Consider the following 15,716-nt stretch of genomic DNA (forward strand, 5'->3'; position numbering starts at 1 on the left):
TGCCTGGGGACTGATCTGAGCGATCGCAGTTCCGATTACGACCTCAACAGTCAAAGGTGATTCTCTAGATTAGTGTGCCCTAAAAATTAAGCTACACAAATTCCCCGTGTTATCGAGAATTATGTAAAAATTATTAAATTACATCCTTACTACTCACGATCAATAAATGATTTCAATTTTTATGTCGTCTCATCAAATCCAGAAAAATTTGCCAGACTTTTGATGATTTAACTAGTTTGGCCTGACGATTGGTTGCGGAAAAATTGCCCCATTATCAAAGTTTACCAAGTTAACCAGATTTTTTTGAGGGGCTATTTTTCGCTTGCTTTTACCCAAACCACCAAGTCTCAGTATGATATTTTGATTTTTTTGTAATTTTACTGACAAAAAAATTATTAGCTTTTTATTCTATTAATCAAATATTAATCGTGATAATTAATTACCTAATTACTATTAAGTAATGGATTTTTAAGTATTACTTAGATTTTAAAGTTAATAAAAAGACATATTAGATTTTGTGTAAAGTGTAAAAAATTAATCAATTGCGAACTGACTATACAAAAGATACTCAGATTGCGGGAACCCATAACAAACTTTGAAATTCTTCATAAACAGAACCTCTATGTTACCATCTGGATGGTTTTAGACGGATCGTAACTGGCAGTTAAGTATAAAGGCCAACGACCGGAGCGTCTCTAAATTTGGTGGTTGAGGAGAGAATCATAGTGCAAGATAGCATGTCAGTGGCAGAACCAAATCCATATACACAGCGGAACCAACCACGGCCAATTCGCATAGGCGTAATTGGAGTGGGTAACATGGGGCAACATCACACCCGAGTCCTGAGTTCAATGAAAGATGTTGAACTGGTGGGTGTTTCAGATATTAACGTCGAGAGAGGATTAGAAACCGCTAGCAAATACAAAGTCAAATTTTTTGAAGATTATTGTGACTTGCTACCCCATGTTCAAGCGGTTTGCATTGCTGTTCCTACCCGCTTGCATTACGCTGTGGGCATTAACTGTTTGTTAGCAGGAATTCATGTTTTAATTGAAAAACCGATTGCTGCCAGTATTTCTGAGGCAGAATCTTTAGTGAATGCCGCTGCCGAATCTCAGTGTATTCTCCAAGTAGGTCATATTGAGCGCTTCAATCCTGCATTTCGGGAACTGAGTAAAGTCTTGAAAACTGAGGAATTGCTAGCACTAGAAGCTCATCGCATGAGTCCTTATTCAGATCGGGCAAATGATGTTTCTGTTGTGCTCGATTTAATGATCCATGACATTGACCTACTTCTGGAATTAGCTGCTTCCCCAGTCGTCAAGTTGACTGCTAGCGGTACTCGTGCTTTAGACTCTGGTTATTTAGATTACGTGACGGCTACCTTAGGATTCGCTAATGGAATTGTAGCAACTTTAACTGCTAGCAAAGTCACCCATCGAAAAATCCGTCAGATTGTGGCCCATTGCAAAAATTCATTCACTGAAGCAGATTTTCTGAAAAATGAAATTTTGATTCACCGACAAACAAATACCAACTCTCTCAACGATCATCGGCAAGTGCTTTATCGGCAGGATGGTCTGATTGAGAAAGTTTATACCACTAATGTTCAACCTCTCAGCGCAGAGTTAGAGCATTTTGTCAACTGTGTACATGGGGGAAATCAACCTTCAGTTGGTGGTGAACAAGCTCTGAAAGCTCTAAGATTAGCGAGTTTAATTGAACAGATGGCTCTAGAAGATCGGGTTTGGAATCCATTAGATTGGCAATCGGAACCGAGAGTGCAATCACTAACTCCGACAGTCTAGATTAGCAGGGGGAGCATAAAAATCAAAAGGCAAAAGTCAAAAGTAAAAAGCATTTTTGATTTTTGCCTTTTCTGCTGCTCCCTATATATTTTCTTCCTAATTTGCTAAGTGTAATTAGCAGTTTTAGTCAACCGGAGTTATTGTGGCTCCAATCAGCACAGATCATGAAAATTTGCCAAAAGTCAGGGTGAATTTAGCCACAAAACTATAGTAATTGCAGGGATTGAATTAATGCTCGAATGGATAACTAATACAATCAACTCTTTAGGATATTGGGGTATTGCTCTGTTGATGTTTTTAGAGAATCTCTTTCCACCCATTCCTTCAGAGTTGATTATGCCACTGGCAGGATTTACAGCAAGTCCATATCAGCCAGGAGGTGCAAAGCTGAATATTTTTGGCGTATTTCTCGCCGGACTGTTGGGTTCGGTATTGGGTGCGCTCATCTGGTACTATCCAGGACAGTTAATGGGCGAAAAACGCTTAAAAAATTTAGCTGACAAATACGGTAAATGGATTGCGATATCTAGTAAAGATATTACCAAAGCAACGCAATGGTTTAATAAAAAAGGTAGTAAGGCTGTATTTATTGGCCGCCTTGTCCCAGGAATCCGCACTTTAATCTCTGTGCCGGCAGGTATTAGCAATATGCCCTTGCTACCTTTCCTGTTTTACACAACACTGGGTAGCGCAGCTTGGGTAGGTTTGCTAACATACTCAGGATATTTGTTAGGTAGTCAGTATGAACTTGTGGACAAGTACCTTGCTCCGGTATCAAAAATTGTGCTTGTGAGCCTGGTCTTGGCATTTGTGGTTTGGGTATTCAAACGCAAGCGTAAAAGCACTACAAAATAAAATACACAGGCTTTTGGCAATAAAATCAGTGTTAAATATACCTCAAATTGTCATACACTATCCCAAATAATGCTAGATTCGCGATCGCCTGACTTAATTTTTTGCGTATTTCTAGCTACACTTGACGCAGCTTGGAATTTCTGGTAATTCCCATTTTTGTAAGATTGAGCAGGATAAGTTTTTACAGTTAAGTTAGGACTAGGAGCTTGTATGACAGATCAACCTTCCGCCGCTACCCCGATAAATGCCGCTGCTATACCCATGAATAGGGTGTCTGCGTCCACCCCCCTTAATGCTACTACTACTCCCAAGCCCACGACCTTTTCCGGTAAGGCAATTCTCAGCGTAGATTTAGGTAGAACTTCTACCAAAACCTGTGTCAGCCGCGAACCAAACAATGTGGTGTTCGTACCTGCAAACGTCAAGCAAATGTCAATCGAACAGGTACGCGGTGGTGTCTTTGAAGCCCGGGCTACCGATCCTTTAATGGATTTGTGGCTGGAGTATCAAGGTAGTGGCTACGCTGTCGGTCAACTGGCAGCAGACTTTGGCGCTAATTTGGGAGTGGGTCAATCTAAGGTAGAGGATGCACTAGTCAAAGTATTAGCATGTGCTGGGTATTTTAAACTCAAAGACGATATCTCAGTCGTACTGGGTCTGCCTTTCCTTTCTTTAGAGCAATTTGAAAAAGAAAAAGCACAGATGATTAGCGCCGTCACCGGGCCTCATGTTTTAAATTTCCGAGGCGAATCTGTAAGCCTAAATATCAGTAAAGTTTGGGTAATGCCAGAAGGCTACGGTAGCCTTCTGTGGACAGAAGCTCAACCTCAAAAAGGTGCAACTCTGCCTGATTTTACGAAAATATCAGTTGCAATTGTGGATATTGGTCATCAAACCATCGATCTGTTGATGGTAGATAACTTTCGCTTCGCCCGAGGCGCTTCTAAGAGTGAAGATTTCGGGATGAATAAGTTTTATGAACTTGTCGCTGCCGAAATCGAAGGAGCTGATAGCCAATCTCTGGCATTGATTTCTGCTGTGAATAAACCCAAAGGCGAAAGATTCTACCGTCCCAAAGGTGCAAGCAAGCCTACAAATCTCGATGATTTTCTCCCTAATCTCATAGAGATGTTTTCTCGGGAAATTTGCAGTCGCGTACTAGCTTGGTTGCCAGAACGTGTGACTGATGTGATTATCACCGGAGGGGGTGGTCAATTTTTCTGGGAAGATGTACAACGTCTGTTGAAGGAAGCTAAAATTAACGCTTATTTAGCTGCACCTTCCCGACAAGCTAATGCCTTGGGGCAGTATATTTATGGAGAGGCCCAATTATCTGCTGTTCGCTCTTCTAGGGCTTAAAACTGATGTTCCAATGGTCAAAAAAAGTAGTGAAATCGGTCACGTTCAATCCAGGAGTTGCTGATGAAAGCTTGTTGGCTCTTGTAGAAAGCTATTTGGAGAAACAAGTCGATAAAACTTTCAGCGACCTCTGTAAAGAAGCTTTATGGCAATCTTTATGTGTACCGGAATCGGTAAAACCAGGTCCGCAAACAACATCAACAACAGCGGTTGAACAAGAAATCGGTAGACTGCAAAATCAACTGGCTGACCTTGAGGAACGCTTTTTTGCCAAGGAATCTCATCGTTTGGAGTCAATGGAAAACCAGATTCTGCAACTTACTCAACAAGTTGCTCATTTGGCGATCATGGTCGCTGAGCGACCAGTGATTCAGTATGCAACTCCAGCAACATCAAACCCAGCATCATCAGTAGTGGAGGTAGTCAATAACACTTATGTGCCACCTCCACCTCCTCAAGAGGTTGACCCCGTAATCAGCCGACTCAGCCAGTTTCTCGATGATTTTTAAAGCAAAATCAGGGTTTTAAGCATCTTGTGCTGTTATCTACAATCCTTAATAGGAAATTCTATTAAGGATTATTAATATTTATATAGGATTGATAGAGATGCGATCGCTGCGCCAAAGCCTTCTTTTCTGCCAAAGTGAGACGCTGCGCCCACGGCTAAAGCAGTTTTTCAAATTATCCTCAAACTTAGGCAAAAATTACAGCAGAACGAAGCACGTAAGAGTTTTTGCGTCAGTCCTACTACTGAATAGCAATTATACTATATTCTTTTTTTACACACCCTACCGTATAAATGGTAGAATCCTCAGAGAAAAATTTAGGATACCTCCATGCCAGTTGTAGCGAACTCCATCAAATTTGGTACAGACGGCTGGCGAGGCGTGATTGGTGATGAATTCACCTTTGAACGCCTCGCTTTGGTTGCAGCAGTCGCCGCCAAAGTACTATATGATACCTACTTTTCTGTGGTGGGTACGAAAAAGATAGTTGTCGGTTATGATCGCCGATTTATGGCGGAAGACTTTGCCCGTGTCGTCGCCGATGCTGTCACCGCTGTCGGATTTGATGTGCTACTCAGTGAAAGCTATGCTCCCACTCCAGCCTTTAGCTGGGCGGCGAAACAACTCAATGCCTTGGGGGCCTTGGTTGTTACCGCTAGCCATAATCCAGGTGCATATCTAGGGTTAAAAGTCAAGGGATATTTTGGGGGGTCGGTATCGCCAGAAGTTACCAAAGAGATAGAAGCACTGATACCAGAAGGATTACCACAGGCAACTACACCTGGCAATGTGGATAAATTTGACCCCTGGCCCAGCTACACAGCAGGCTTAGAAGGTAAAGTTGATATTGCGAAAATTCGCGATGCCATAGCCTCTGGCAAACTGACTGTATTTGCCGATGTGATGCATGGGGCGGCGGCGGGCGGATTGGCAAGATTACTGGGCGATCGCATCCACGAAATCAACAGCGATCGCGATCCTTTATTTGGTGGCGGTGCGCCGGAACCCTTACCTAAATACCTGTCGCAGCTATTTAAAGTTATCAAAACTCACCGAGAAAGCAATAAAACCGCTTTAGCAGTGGGGTTGGTGTTTGATGGAGACTGCGATCGCATTGCCGCAGTCGATGGGGAAGCTAACTTTTTAAGTTCTCAAGTCTTAATCCCGATATTAATTGACCATTTAACCTTACGGCGCGGTTTTACTGGCGAAATCGTCAAAACAGTCAGCGGTTCTGATTTAATTCCCTTAGTAGCAGCACTACATAAACTCTCTGTATTTGAAACACCTGTTGGTTATAAATATATTGCTGACAGAATGTTAGCAGCAGAGGTATTGTTAGGCGGCGAAGAATCAGGCGGAATTGGCTATGGTACTCATATTCCCGAACGAGACGCACTGCTGTCGGCATTGTACGTGCTAGAAGCGATTGTGGAATCAGGAAAAGATTTAGGGGAATATTACCAGCACTTACAGCAGCAAACAGGGTTCAATTCAGCCTACGATCGCATCGATTTACCTCTAGCGAATATGTCCGTGCGATCGCGTCTTTTGCAACAACTGCAAACCCAACCATTAACTGAGATTGCTGGACAAGCGGTAATTGATTGTCAAACCATTGACGGCTACAAATTCCGTTTAGCTGACAACAGCTGGTTAATGATTCGCTTTAGTGGTACCGAACCAGTTTTACGCCTCTACTGCGAAGCCGCTACCAGCGATCGCGTACATCAAACTCTTGCGTGGGCAAAACACTGGGCAGGGTAAGATTAGTCCATAGTCAAGAGTTGCAACAGACGCGATTAATCGCGTCTGTACAAAAGTCAAAAGTCCATAGTCAAGAGTTCATAATCAAGAGTCAAGAGTCCACAGTTTAAAATTTCTTGACCAATGACCATTGACTATTGACCAATGACCATTGACTATTGACCAATGACAAATGACCATTGACTATTGACCAATGACTAAAGTACTTGTAGTAGCCACAGGTAACCCAGGTAAATTACGAGAAATGCAAGCTTATCTGGCTAATTCTGGTTGGGAATTGACCCTAAAACCCGAAGAATTAGAAATTGAAGAGACAGGGGATACATTTGCCGCCAACGCTGGTCTTAAAGCCTCCCAAATTGCTCAAGCGACGGGAAACTGGGCAATTGCGGATGATTCTGGCTTACAAGTAGATGCCCTAAATGGCGCACCAGGAGTGTATTCTGCACGTTACGGCAAAAACGACTCAGAACGCATCGCCAGGGTATTAAACGAATTAGGTTCTGAAGTAAATCGACAAGCTCAATTTGTCTGTGTGATTGCGATCGCTAATCCGCATGGTGAGATTTTCCTCCAATCGGAAGGAGTTTGTCGAGGCGTAATTCTTCATGCACCTCGAGGTCATCGTGGTTTTGGCTACGACCCGATTTTTTATGTCCCAGAGAAACAATTAACCTTTGCGGAGATGACACCACAGTTGAAGAGGTCGCTTAGTCATAGAGGTAAGGCTTTTACAGCTTTACTCCCACAATTGGCACTGCTGAGTCCTGAGTCCTAAGTTTTGAGTTAGGAGTAAGTTTTGAGTTAATCTGGGTGAAGAGTTCAAAACTCTAGATAGAGGCATTTAGCATCTGCTAGACACCCAAAACTTTACTCTCTCAACTCTTTTCTCTGACCACTCAGTACTCACAACTCAGCAATCAGATTTTAAACTGCTTCTGTATTTTTTTCTCCTGTACGAATCCGAACAACTTGCTCAACAGGCGAGATAAAGATTTTGCCATCACCAATTTCACCAGTGCGGGCAGCAGCAATAATTTTGTCTACTACCATATCAACTTGGTTGTCGTCAACGACAATTTCTACTTTGAGTTTTTGCAGAAACTCGACAGTGTACTCAGAACCACGATAGCGTTCAGTTTGACCTTTTTGTCTGCCGAAGCCTCGAACTTCGGAAACAGTCATACCGACGATACCAGCATTGACCAAGGCAATTTTGACTTCATCCAGCTTAAATGGGCGGATAATTGCTTCTACTTTTTTCATTTATTGGACTCCTTGTTTCTACTAGCTTCGTTTATATATCTAAGCAGATTCTTTGGCTGACACTTGAACTAGTAGAACTATTTTAAAAACATATGTAATAATTTACGACTTTCAATGACCTATCGGAACATTTATAAAATTATCGACGGCAAATATTACATATTTTATAAATGGCTGAGATTACGACATCAAAAAACTGTCTTTAATTTTCCATGACAATATGTATTTTTTTGTAACCAAAAAAAATCAGTAAATTTCCTGATATAGCAATTGAGAATTGTGAGAGCGAAATTGACCGCAAATTTTCCAGTTACAGCCGCAACACAGAGAAATTTAACTACCGACTTTGATGTTCAAATAAAGGGCGCACAACCAAATACCCTGCACTAAAAGCCGTAAGCATAATTAATAAAATAGTAATCACTAACCACCAGCCACTAACTTCCTTAGTCTCTGGCTCCGTAGTTGGATAATATCTTACTTCCTCCTCTTCTATAAATACTGGTTGCGGCATTTGCGGCATCATTTCCATTACAGGTACAGCAACTGGAGAACGGTGGCTGTTGCTACCTGGAGCTTCAGCAACAACAGGTGGACGCGGACGAGCAACTTGCTGACGTGGGCGTGCTTTTGTAGATGCGGTGGGCGGGGAAGTAGTTTTCACCTCAGGAGAGTTCCCAGATACTGGGTTACTAGGCGTAGTAGTGGGCGGCGACGCTGAAAAATCCACCAACTTTTGCAACCTTAAACAAGACTGAATGAGTTTAGTCATTTCTTGACGTAGCAGTTGATTTTCTTGTGTTAGTTGCTGATTTTTAGCAGTGAGCTTATCTAAATGTGCTTGTGTTGTTTGTAACTCCGCTGCTAATTCCCGATACACAGATAGTGGAACAGATGGGGGAGAAGCTGGAGCCGTTGGTGTGGGCGGTTGGTTATAAATGGAATTGGTACTCGCGCGCATAAGCAGCTAGGTATGAAAATTCAAGTAATTGATTGTTTTAGAGATAGTCAAATCGGAAACTATGCCCAAGAATAATAGAAAAATGCTCATAGGGCAAAGATTTGTGATTTACATTATGGAATAAGTATATATAAGTAATCTAAAACTGCATTGCCATTTGAGTTTAGCAGTTAAAAACTAGGTTTATTTTGCAGCAAAGGGAAAAAATGTCCCACAGGGCCTTGTCCTTTCCCAATATCGAGAGCGTAAGTAAGAGCAGTTGTCACATAGTCCTTTGCTTGCTGTACGGCTATGAATAAGTCTTTTTTCAAAGCCAGGTTAGCTGCGATCGCAGCTGATAAAGTACAACCAGTACCGTGGGTATTTTTTGTATCTACTAGCTCGGTTGTCAATGTTGCCAAATTTTGCCCATCAAACCAGACATCAACACCACACAAATTTCCCTGCATACCGCCTCCCTTAACCAAAACCGCTTTCGCCCCTAAATTTCCGTGAATGATTTGGGCTGCTGTTTGCATATCATCAAGGCTATTAATACTCAACCCACTCATTATTTGGGCTTCATAGCGATTTGGTGTCACAATAGTTGCCTGAGGGATTAAAGCATGGCAAAGAGTCTGTACTGCGTCATCATCAATCAATTGTGCCCCTGTACGTGACACCATGACTGGATCAACCACGAGATTATCAATTTTCAAAGCCTCTACTTGCTGCGCCACAGCCAAGATAATTTCCTGGTTGAGTAACATTCCTGTTTTCGCCGCTTGCACACCAATATCCTCAACCACAGCTTGAATTTGCGCCACTACAGCCTCAGTTGGTATAGCATCAACTCGCTTTACTCCCAAAGTATTTTGCGCCGTGATGCAAGTAATAGCACTAGTACCGTGAACACAGTGAAACGCAAAAGTGCGTAAATCAGTTTGAATTCCCGCACCACCACCACTATCTGAGCCAGCAATGGTTAAGGCAACAGGTGTCTTTGGTTTTGTAACAGCATCCATCTGATTAATCTTTTACCTGGGCTGATTGTTAACAATTACCACAATCAACAGCCATCTGGGGATTCTGACAGTCAGTAGATCACAAAGTTTTTTCCAGAAGTGCGATCGCCAATTCAATTTTATATAATGCTTTTCCTGTTGATCTAAAGAATCTATGGGAACTGGCTTATAATAAATTTTGTGAGATAATTTGCGATTTGAACGAATTAATTGCGGATACCTGTGGTGAGTTTTGCCTGTCCAGCGATTCCGCAAATTTATAGCTTGACCTAAATACCACACGCAATTATTAGTATCCGCGATCGCGTATATTCCCGAATAAGTAGGTAAACGATTCCGTTCTGTGAACAGAACATTGAACCAATTTTTCCACTCCATGATTTTTTGAGAGTAAGCGATCGCTTTACTCTCATAGAATGCCCATATTAAGAGCATAAAACTACATCTAATACCCTCAGTAAACCAAAAAGTTTTTTCCAAGTGCGATCGCGAAGAAATAGTTCTGGAGAGTCAAGTGCTTCACAATACTAAATACATTAGCTATGCCGATCACGAAAAAACGCCCTAGCCCCTAATCTGTAACGCTCCCTGTAAATACTTTCCCCATTCTGCGGCTAAAGGAATTTCTGTAAAAGGAACACGCACTGAGTTAGTAGGTTCTCTCAAGAGAAACTCTAACTCAATCTGACGACCTTTTTCTGGTAAAGTTTCTATATCTACTAATTTGTCATCCACCAAAAGTTGGACTTTTTGGACATCAAGTAAAGAAAAAGTGGCGAGTTGAATCGGTCCTTTCGTTGTGGGTTTACCCCAGGTTATATCGTTACCTTTTTGACCTAATACCGCATAGATATCATATTTAGCTCTCTCAAATTGCTCAGCCCAGACACGATAAGCCTCAACTTTTTGATACTCCTTTGAGCCTTGCCAAGCCAACCAGAAAAAGATGATTAACAGGGGTAACCACAAAAGACCACGTTCCATTGTTTGAATAATCCTGAGTGCAAGTTGTAACTAAAGTGCAAAATACACCAATAATAGGCACAGATAAGTTATCGTAGTGAGCAACTGGCAAAAAGCGGTGATGACTTTATATGAGAAAGCTTATATTATTTTGCTTGTTTGTCATTGGGCTGGGGGCTGCTGTGTTTGGTTTCCTAAATTTTGAGGGATTAGCAGCCAAAGGTGATTTTGAGACGATTTTGCTAGATTTTCGCGAAGATATACCTAAAGAGGTAGTAGAGAAAGATTTGCAAGCGATCGCTCAACAATACCAGGTTACACCCCAACTCGATAATAAATTTTCAGCGAAAGATAATGTGTATATTATCAAAGGCGATCGCCAACGGCTGAAAGAACTGCAAAAATCTCAATTCAAATCGGCTACAGAATTTATCGAGCCAAATTATATTTACAAGAAGATTCCCCAACCCGGTGAAGCTGCTTTTTTGGGAGAATTTTTACAACCCAACGAAGATGAGGAGGATATTAGCCCCTCATTAACTGGCCCCAACGACCAGTATTACAGCAAGCAATGGAACTTGCACCAAATTGGCGTTGAAGGTGCGTGGAGTCAAACCAAAGGTAGTGGCATTACAGTAGCTGTCATTGACACTGGTATTACTCGTGTACGGGACTTGTATGAGACGAAATTTGTCAAAGGCTATGATTTCGTCAACGACAGAGAAGAAGCCACCGATGATAACGGACATGGTACCCATGTTGCAGGTACGATCGCTCAATCTACCAACAACAAATATGGTGTAGCTGGTATTGCCTACGAAGCCAATCTCATGCCTTTAAAGGTATTGAATGACTATGGCGGTGGTACAGTTGCCGATATTGCCGAAGCAATTAAATTTGCTGCTGATAAAGGCGCAGATGTAATTAATATGAGCTTGGGTGGTGGCGGTGAAAGTCAGTTAATGAAACAAGCCGTAGAATATGCCCACAGAAAAGGCGTGGTCATTGTTGCAGCTGCTGGTAACGAAAACGCCAATGGTGCCAGCTATCCAGCCCGTTATCCCCACGTCATCGGCGTTTCTGCATACGGCCCAGATGGCGAAAAAGCCCCATATTCTAACTTTGGTGCAGGAGTAGATATTTCCGCCCCTGGTGGTAGTGATGCTGGCAAGATTTTGCAAGAGACAATCAACGAAAAGGGTGAAGGAGTGTTTCTGGGCTACCAAGGAACAAGTATGGCATCCCCCCACGTTGCCGGTGTCGCAGCACTCATCAAAGCTAAAGGAGTCCAAGACCCCGATGAAGTTTTGAAAGTCCTCAAACAGTCTTCACGAGTGATCCAAGACGACGGTTTAAACTATTATGGCGCTGGACAACTAAATGCTGAAGCAGCAGTTAAAGTTGCCACTGAAGGTCAAATTAGTTTCTCTGATTTCTTCCGCTGGCTGCGGGATAACGGCTATCTCAACCCAGGCTTTTGGATTGATGGCGGTGCAGTAGCACTCGTACCCAAGATTTTGATGGTATTAGGTTCCTATCTCCTAGCTTGGTTTTTACGAGTTTACTTTCCCTTCTCTTGGACTTGGTCTTTATCCAGTGGTTTAATCGCTGGCAGTTCTGGATTATTTTTCCTCAAAGGATTTTATATCTTTGACCTTCCCCAATGGCCTTTCCGGGTTTTAGGCAGTTCCATTCCCGAATTAGGTAACGCTGTTCAAGGAACCGATGCGTTAAATCCCTTATTTGCCAGCGTGTTGATTCCCATTTTGCTTGTGGCCTTGCTGCTGGGACATCCTAGTGGTAAATGGTTTGCAATTGGTTCAACCCTCGGCGTGGCGGCTTGTTTAACAGTAAGTGCAGTTTACGATCCTACAGTTTGGGGATTGGGTAGTAGTTACTTAGCTCGGATTTTTCTCATAGCTAATGCCTTACTCTGTTATGGATTAGCTCGTTTAGCGTTGAAAAATGAACAACAAGTAGCTTAACTTAAGAGGGAATCACAAAGACCTCACCCATCAAGCCACCCTCTGTTTGTACGGGGAGGATTAAGAAAATTATCCTTTTTCTCCCCTCTCCTATGAGGAAAGGGGCGTGAGGTCAATGTATTTTATCCTCATCAACAGTCAGCAATTTTATGAGTACTACAGTTACAGGCACAATCCAACACCGTGATATTGGTACTGGCGCATGGGCATTAGTTACCGATGATGGCGTTACTTATGAAATACCTAGAAGTGCAGACAAAAAGCTACTCCAAGCAGGGCAAAAAGTAAAAGTTACAGGACAGGTGCGTGAAGATGTCATGACTACTGCCATGATTGGCCCTGTCCTGGAAGTAAAATCCTTTGAGGTGATCAGTTCTGACTAGCTGTAGAATTTAGCACTTCTTGTAGACGACTTCTAAACTCCCCTTTGGGATGACCCCCTTTAACCTCACCAATAATCTGAAAGTCTCCTTCGGGAGAATCACAAATAATGTAAGTAGGCCATCCCATTTCTGATTTATCAGGATATTGAGTTAACAAAATCTGGCGATACTTGCGGTAAGTAGCCGTATCCTGCATCTTGACATCAATAAATTGCAAATTCAACTCCTCAGCAACCTTTTGGTCATAAAAAGACATTTTGTGGCAAATGCCGCATTCTTCTGAGGAAAATTTAATTACCGCTAAACTCATCTGACGCTGCGACTCTTTAGGATATGGGCAAACTATTTTAGTATAAAACATTCAAGATCAGCATCGTGCTTCAGTATAGACAAACAAAAGTTACGCAACTAGCTTTCTTATTTGAGTTCCCAAACGGTAGCGTTGGGACTATAGTCATCAACTCCTAACAAATGTGAGAACACAAAAGTTGCCAAATTAGAGAAGTTGTGTAAAACTTGCAAAAGATTTAGTTACCTATGTTAAAAAGGAACATTCCTCATAGGGGAACGTCTGATAGCACTGGAAGCTCCTTCCTCCTCTAAGCGAAACTATGTCAGGGTGCTTAAGTTAGCGAAATTATAAATAAATAATTAAAAATTTTGGCAGATGATGTAGTGGAATGACTATTGCATGAGCCTTCTAGCCAATAAAACCTTAAAAGTTTAGTCAAGAACTCACATCAAGAGCCACCAAAAACAATGATAAGATAGATTCACTTGAAAGTTAACATCCGCTAAGCGATCGCTTAGCGGCAAAATTAATCAGTATTTCGTTGGGCAGTGGCAAGAAAGATGACAGCACGATTGTTGTGCTACAATATTGCCCTCACTATCTAAACAGTGGGAAGCTAAACGCAAACTATCTCCTCAAAAAAATCCCCAGTAGGTACAAGCCTACTAGGGGAGTTAGTTATCAGGGTGCATCTACCATTTCACTGTTCTCAACTTAAGTGCAATCTTCCGGATAAATTTCTCTAAAGGATTTTGCTATTTTTTGAAGAATTAAAAAACCCCCAGTAGTACAAGTCTACTAGGGGAGTTAGTTATCAGGGTGCATCTACCATTTCATTGTTCCCAAAGAAATCAACACTATCCGGATCAAATTGTCACAAAGGGGGTTGTTAATGGCTAACCAGAAAAAAAATCCTAGTGGTGGCAGCCAACCAGGGGAGTTGATTTATCAGGGTGTATCTACTAATTTTTATTCTGAATGTCGATACTAAATCCGGACAAAATAGGCACATAGACCCAGCTAATGAATAACCACAAAAAAACCCCCCCCAGTGGTGGCAACCAACTATGGGAGTGGATTATCAGGGTGCATCTACCTCTTAACTATTCTCAGTGCAACTACTATAATCCGGATAAAATAATGACGCAGGGTGTGACTAGTGAATCACCATAAAAAACCCCCCAGTGGTGGCAACCAACTAGGGGAGTGGATTATCAGGGTGCATCTACCTCTTAACTATTCTCAGTGCAACTACTATAATCCGGATAAAATAATGACGCAGGATGTTACTAGTGAATAACCACAAAAAACCCCCCAGTGGTGGCAGCCAACTAGGGGAGTGGATTATCAGGGTGCATCTACCTCTTAACTATTCTCAGTGCAACTACCATAATCCGGATAAAATAATGACGCAGGGTGTCACTAGTGAATCACCATAAAAAACCCCCCAGTGGTAGCAGCCAACCAGGGGAGTGGATTATCAGGGTGCATCTACCTCTTAACTATTCTCAGTGCAACTACTATAATCCGGATAAAATTTTCATAGAGGTGTGTTAGTACTAACAATAAAAAAATCCCCTAGTGGGTACCAACCAACTAGAGGAGTGAGTTATCAGGGTGCATCTACCATTTCATTGTTCTCGAAAAAATAAGTAAGCTCCGGATGAAATTGTCACAATAGTCTTTTTTAGTTGTGTCAAAAAAAATCCTCCAGAAAGCGTTAGCCAACTAGAGGAGTGAGTTATCAGGGTGCATCTACCATTTCATTGTTCTTGAAAAAATAAGTAAGCTCCGGATGAAATTGTCACAATAGTCTTTTTCAGTTGTGTCAAAAAAAATCCTCCAGAAAGCGTTAGCCAACTAGAGGAGTGAGTTATCAGGGTGCATCTACCATTTCATTGTTCTTGAAAAAATAAGTAAGCTCCGGATGAAATTGTCACAATAGTCTTTTTCAGTTGTGTCAAAAAAAAATCCCCCAGAAGGCGTTAGCCAACTAGAGGAGTGAGTTATCAGGGTGCATCTACCATTTCATTGTTCTCGAAGAAATAAGTAAGCTCCGGATGAAATTGTCACAATAGTCTTTTTCAGTTGTGTCAAAAAAAAATCCCCCAGAAGGCTTAGCCAACTAGAGGAGTGAGTTATCAGGGTGCATCTACCATTTCATTGTTCTCCAGGTAACTACCATCATCCGGATAAATTTTTCGATGTCTTGAGTTTGTTGTGGTTTACCAAACAGAAAAAACCCCCAGAAGGCGTTAGCCAACCAGGGGAGTTAGTTATCAGGGTGCATCTACCATTTCATTGTTCTCAGGTGAACCCCCATGCTCCGGATAGATTTACTAAAATGTTTATTTTAGTTCTGTGTGACCCAGCCTAGATATTGGATATTTTTTAATTTGTCAGTCCCTTAGCGTTTGTTGTTATTTGCCGACATAAAAAAATCCCCAAGTGGGCATTCGCCAACTAGGGGAGTCGAAGATCAAGGTGCATCTACCAATAAAGTGTTCTATTCTGATCCCAGCTAATCCGGATAAAGTTGTCAAAGCCAAAAAAGTAAAATAACTAGA

The 15,716-nt window shown here is 41.9% G+C and carries 15 protein-coding genes; 9 read left to right on the top strand and 6 right to left on the bottom strand.

The features are described from left to right. Window positions 1-725: 725 nt before the first annotated feature. From AACU32_RS29665 to rdgB, 6 genes are all read left to right on the top strand, one after another. Window positions 726-1,808: a Gfo/Idh/MocA family protein gene (locus AACU32_RS29665; RefSeq protein ID WP_096605035.1), complete on the top strand. Its 1,083-nt coding sequence runs from the start codon at window positions 726-728 to the stop codon at window positions 1,806-1,808. A 231-nt stretch (window positions 1,809-2,039) separates the two neighbouring features. Continuing rightward, entirely contained in the window at window positions 2,040-2,663 is a 624-nt protein-coding gene (locus tag AACU32_RS29670) for a DedA family protein (protein WP_096605037.1), read from the top strand. Between the two features lie 210 nt (window positions 2,664-2,873). Continuing rightward, the gene (locus AACU32_RS29675) at window positions 2,874-4,022 is read left to right on the top strand and encodes a ParM/StbA family protein (protein ID WP_096605039.1); all 1,149 of its coding nucleotides are present in this window, start codon (window positions 2,874-2,876) and stop codon (window positions 4,020-4,022) included. Window positions 4,023-4,027: 5 nt separating this feature from the next. Then, window positions 4,028-4,531: a plasmid segregation centromere-binding protein ParR gene (locus tag AACU32_RS29680; protein WP_096605041.1), complete on the top strand. Its 504-nt coding sequence runs from the start codon at window positions 4,028-4,030 to the stop codon at window positions 4,529-4,531. A gap of 327 nt (window positions 4,532-4,858) precedes the next feature. Continuing rightward, a complete protein-coding gene (locus AACU32_RS29685; protein WP_096605043.1) occupies window positions 4,859-6,295 on the top strand; it encodes a phosphoglucomutase/phosphomannomutase family protein in 1,437 nt (478 codons plus the stop codon). Window positions 6,296-6,488: 193 nt separating this feature from the next. Next, a complete protein-coding gene (gene rdgB / locus AACU32_RS29690; protein WP_096605045.1) occupies window positions 6,489-7,073 on the top strand; it encodes an RdgB/HAM1 family non-canonical purine NTP pyrophosphatase in 585 nt (194 codons plus the stop codon). Window positions 7,074-7,222: 149 nt separating this feature from the next. Here rdgB and AACU32_RS29695 read toward each other — a convergent pair whose 3' ends face one another. From AACU32_RS29695 to AACU32_RS29715, 5 genes are all read right to left on the bottom strand, one after another. Beyond that, a complete protein-coding gene (locus tag AACU32_RS29695; RefSeq protein ID WP_086686886.1) occupies window positions 7,223-7,561 on the bottom strand; it encodes a P-II family nitrogen regulator in 339 nt (112 codons plus the stop codon). A gap of 337 nt (window positions 7,562-7,898) precedes the next feature. Further along, window positions 7,899-8,522, bottom strand: a complete 624-nt coding sequence (locus tag AACU32_RS29700) for a hypothetical protein (RefSeq protein ID WP_096605047.1) — start codon at window positions 8,520-8,522, stop codon at window positions 7,899-7,901. A gap of 170 nt (window positions 8,523-8,692) precedes the next feature. Beyond that, window positions 8,693-9,526: a bifunctional hydroxymethylpyrimidine kinase/phosphomethylpyrimidine kinase gene (thiD, locus tag AACU32_RS29705; protein WP_096605048.1), complete on the bottom strand. Its 834-nt coding sequence runs from the start codon at window positions 9,524-9,526 to the stop codon at window positions 8,693-8,695. 12 nt (window positions 9,527-9,538) lie between these two features. Further along, entirely contained in the window at window positions 9,539-9,961 is a 423-nt protein-coding gene (locus AACU32_RS29710; RefSeq protein ID WP_339378373.1) for a GIY-YIG nuclease family protein, read from the bottom strand. 129 nt (window positions 9,962-10,090) lie between these two features. Next, on the bottom strand, window positions 10,091-10,510 hold the full coding sequence (locus AACU32_RS29715; RefSeq protein WP_096605049.1) for a hypothetical protein: 420 nt from the start codon (window positions 10,508-10,510) through the stop codon (window positions 10,091-10,093). A gap of 110 nt (window positions 10,511-10,620) precedes the next feature. Between AACU32_RS29715 and AACU32_RS29720 the strand changes: the two genes are divergently transcribed. Together AACU32_RS29720 and AACU32_RS29725 are read left to right on the top strand one after the other, a co-directional pair. Further along, window positions 10,621-12,474: a S8 family peptidase gene (locus tag AACU32_RS29720; protein ID WP_096605051.1), complete on the top strand. Its 1,854-nt coding sequence runs from the start codon at window positions 10,621-10,623 to the stop codon at window positions 12,472-12,474. Between the two features lie 149 nt (window positions 12,475-12,623). Further along, on the top strand, window positions 12,624-12,857 hold the full coding sequence (locus AACU32_RS29725) for a DUF5818 domain-containing protein (RefSeq protein ID WP_096605053.1): 234 nt from the start codon (window positions 12,624-12,626) through the stop codon (window positions 12,855-12,857). On the opposite strand, the gene AACU32_RS29730 is transcribed toward AACU32_RS29725, so the two are convergent. Beyond that, window positions 12,844-13,167: a thioredoxin family protein gene (locus tag AACU32_RS29730; RefSeq protein WP_096605055.1), complete on the bottom strand. Its 324-nt coding sequence runs from the start codon at window positions 13,165-13,167 to the stop codon at window positions 12,844-12,846. The genes AACU32_RS29725 and AACU32_RS29730 overlap by 14 nt on opposite strands. 2,128 nt (window positions 13,168-15,295) lie before the next feature. Between AACU32_RS29730 and AACU32_RS29735 the strand changes: the two genes are divergently transcribed. Beyond that, complete coding sequence (locus AACU32_RS29735; RefSeq protein WP_339378374.1) at window positions 15,296-15,526, top strand: hypothetical protein; 231 nt, start codon at window positions 15,296-15,298, stop codon at window positions 15,524-15,526. Window positions 15,527-15,716 lie beyond the last annotated feature (190 nt).

This window comes from Calothrix sp. NIES-2100 (genome assembly GCF_963875285.1).
Classification (GTDB): domain Bacteria; phylum Cyanobacteriota; class Cyanobacteriia; order Cyanobacteriales; family Nostocaceae; genus Aulosira.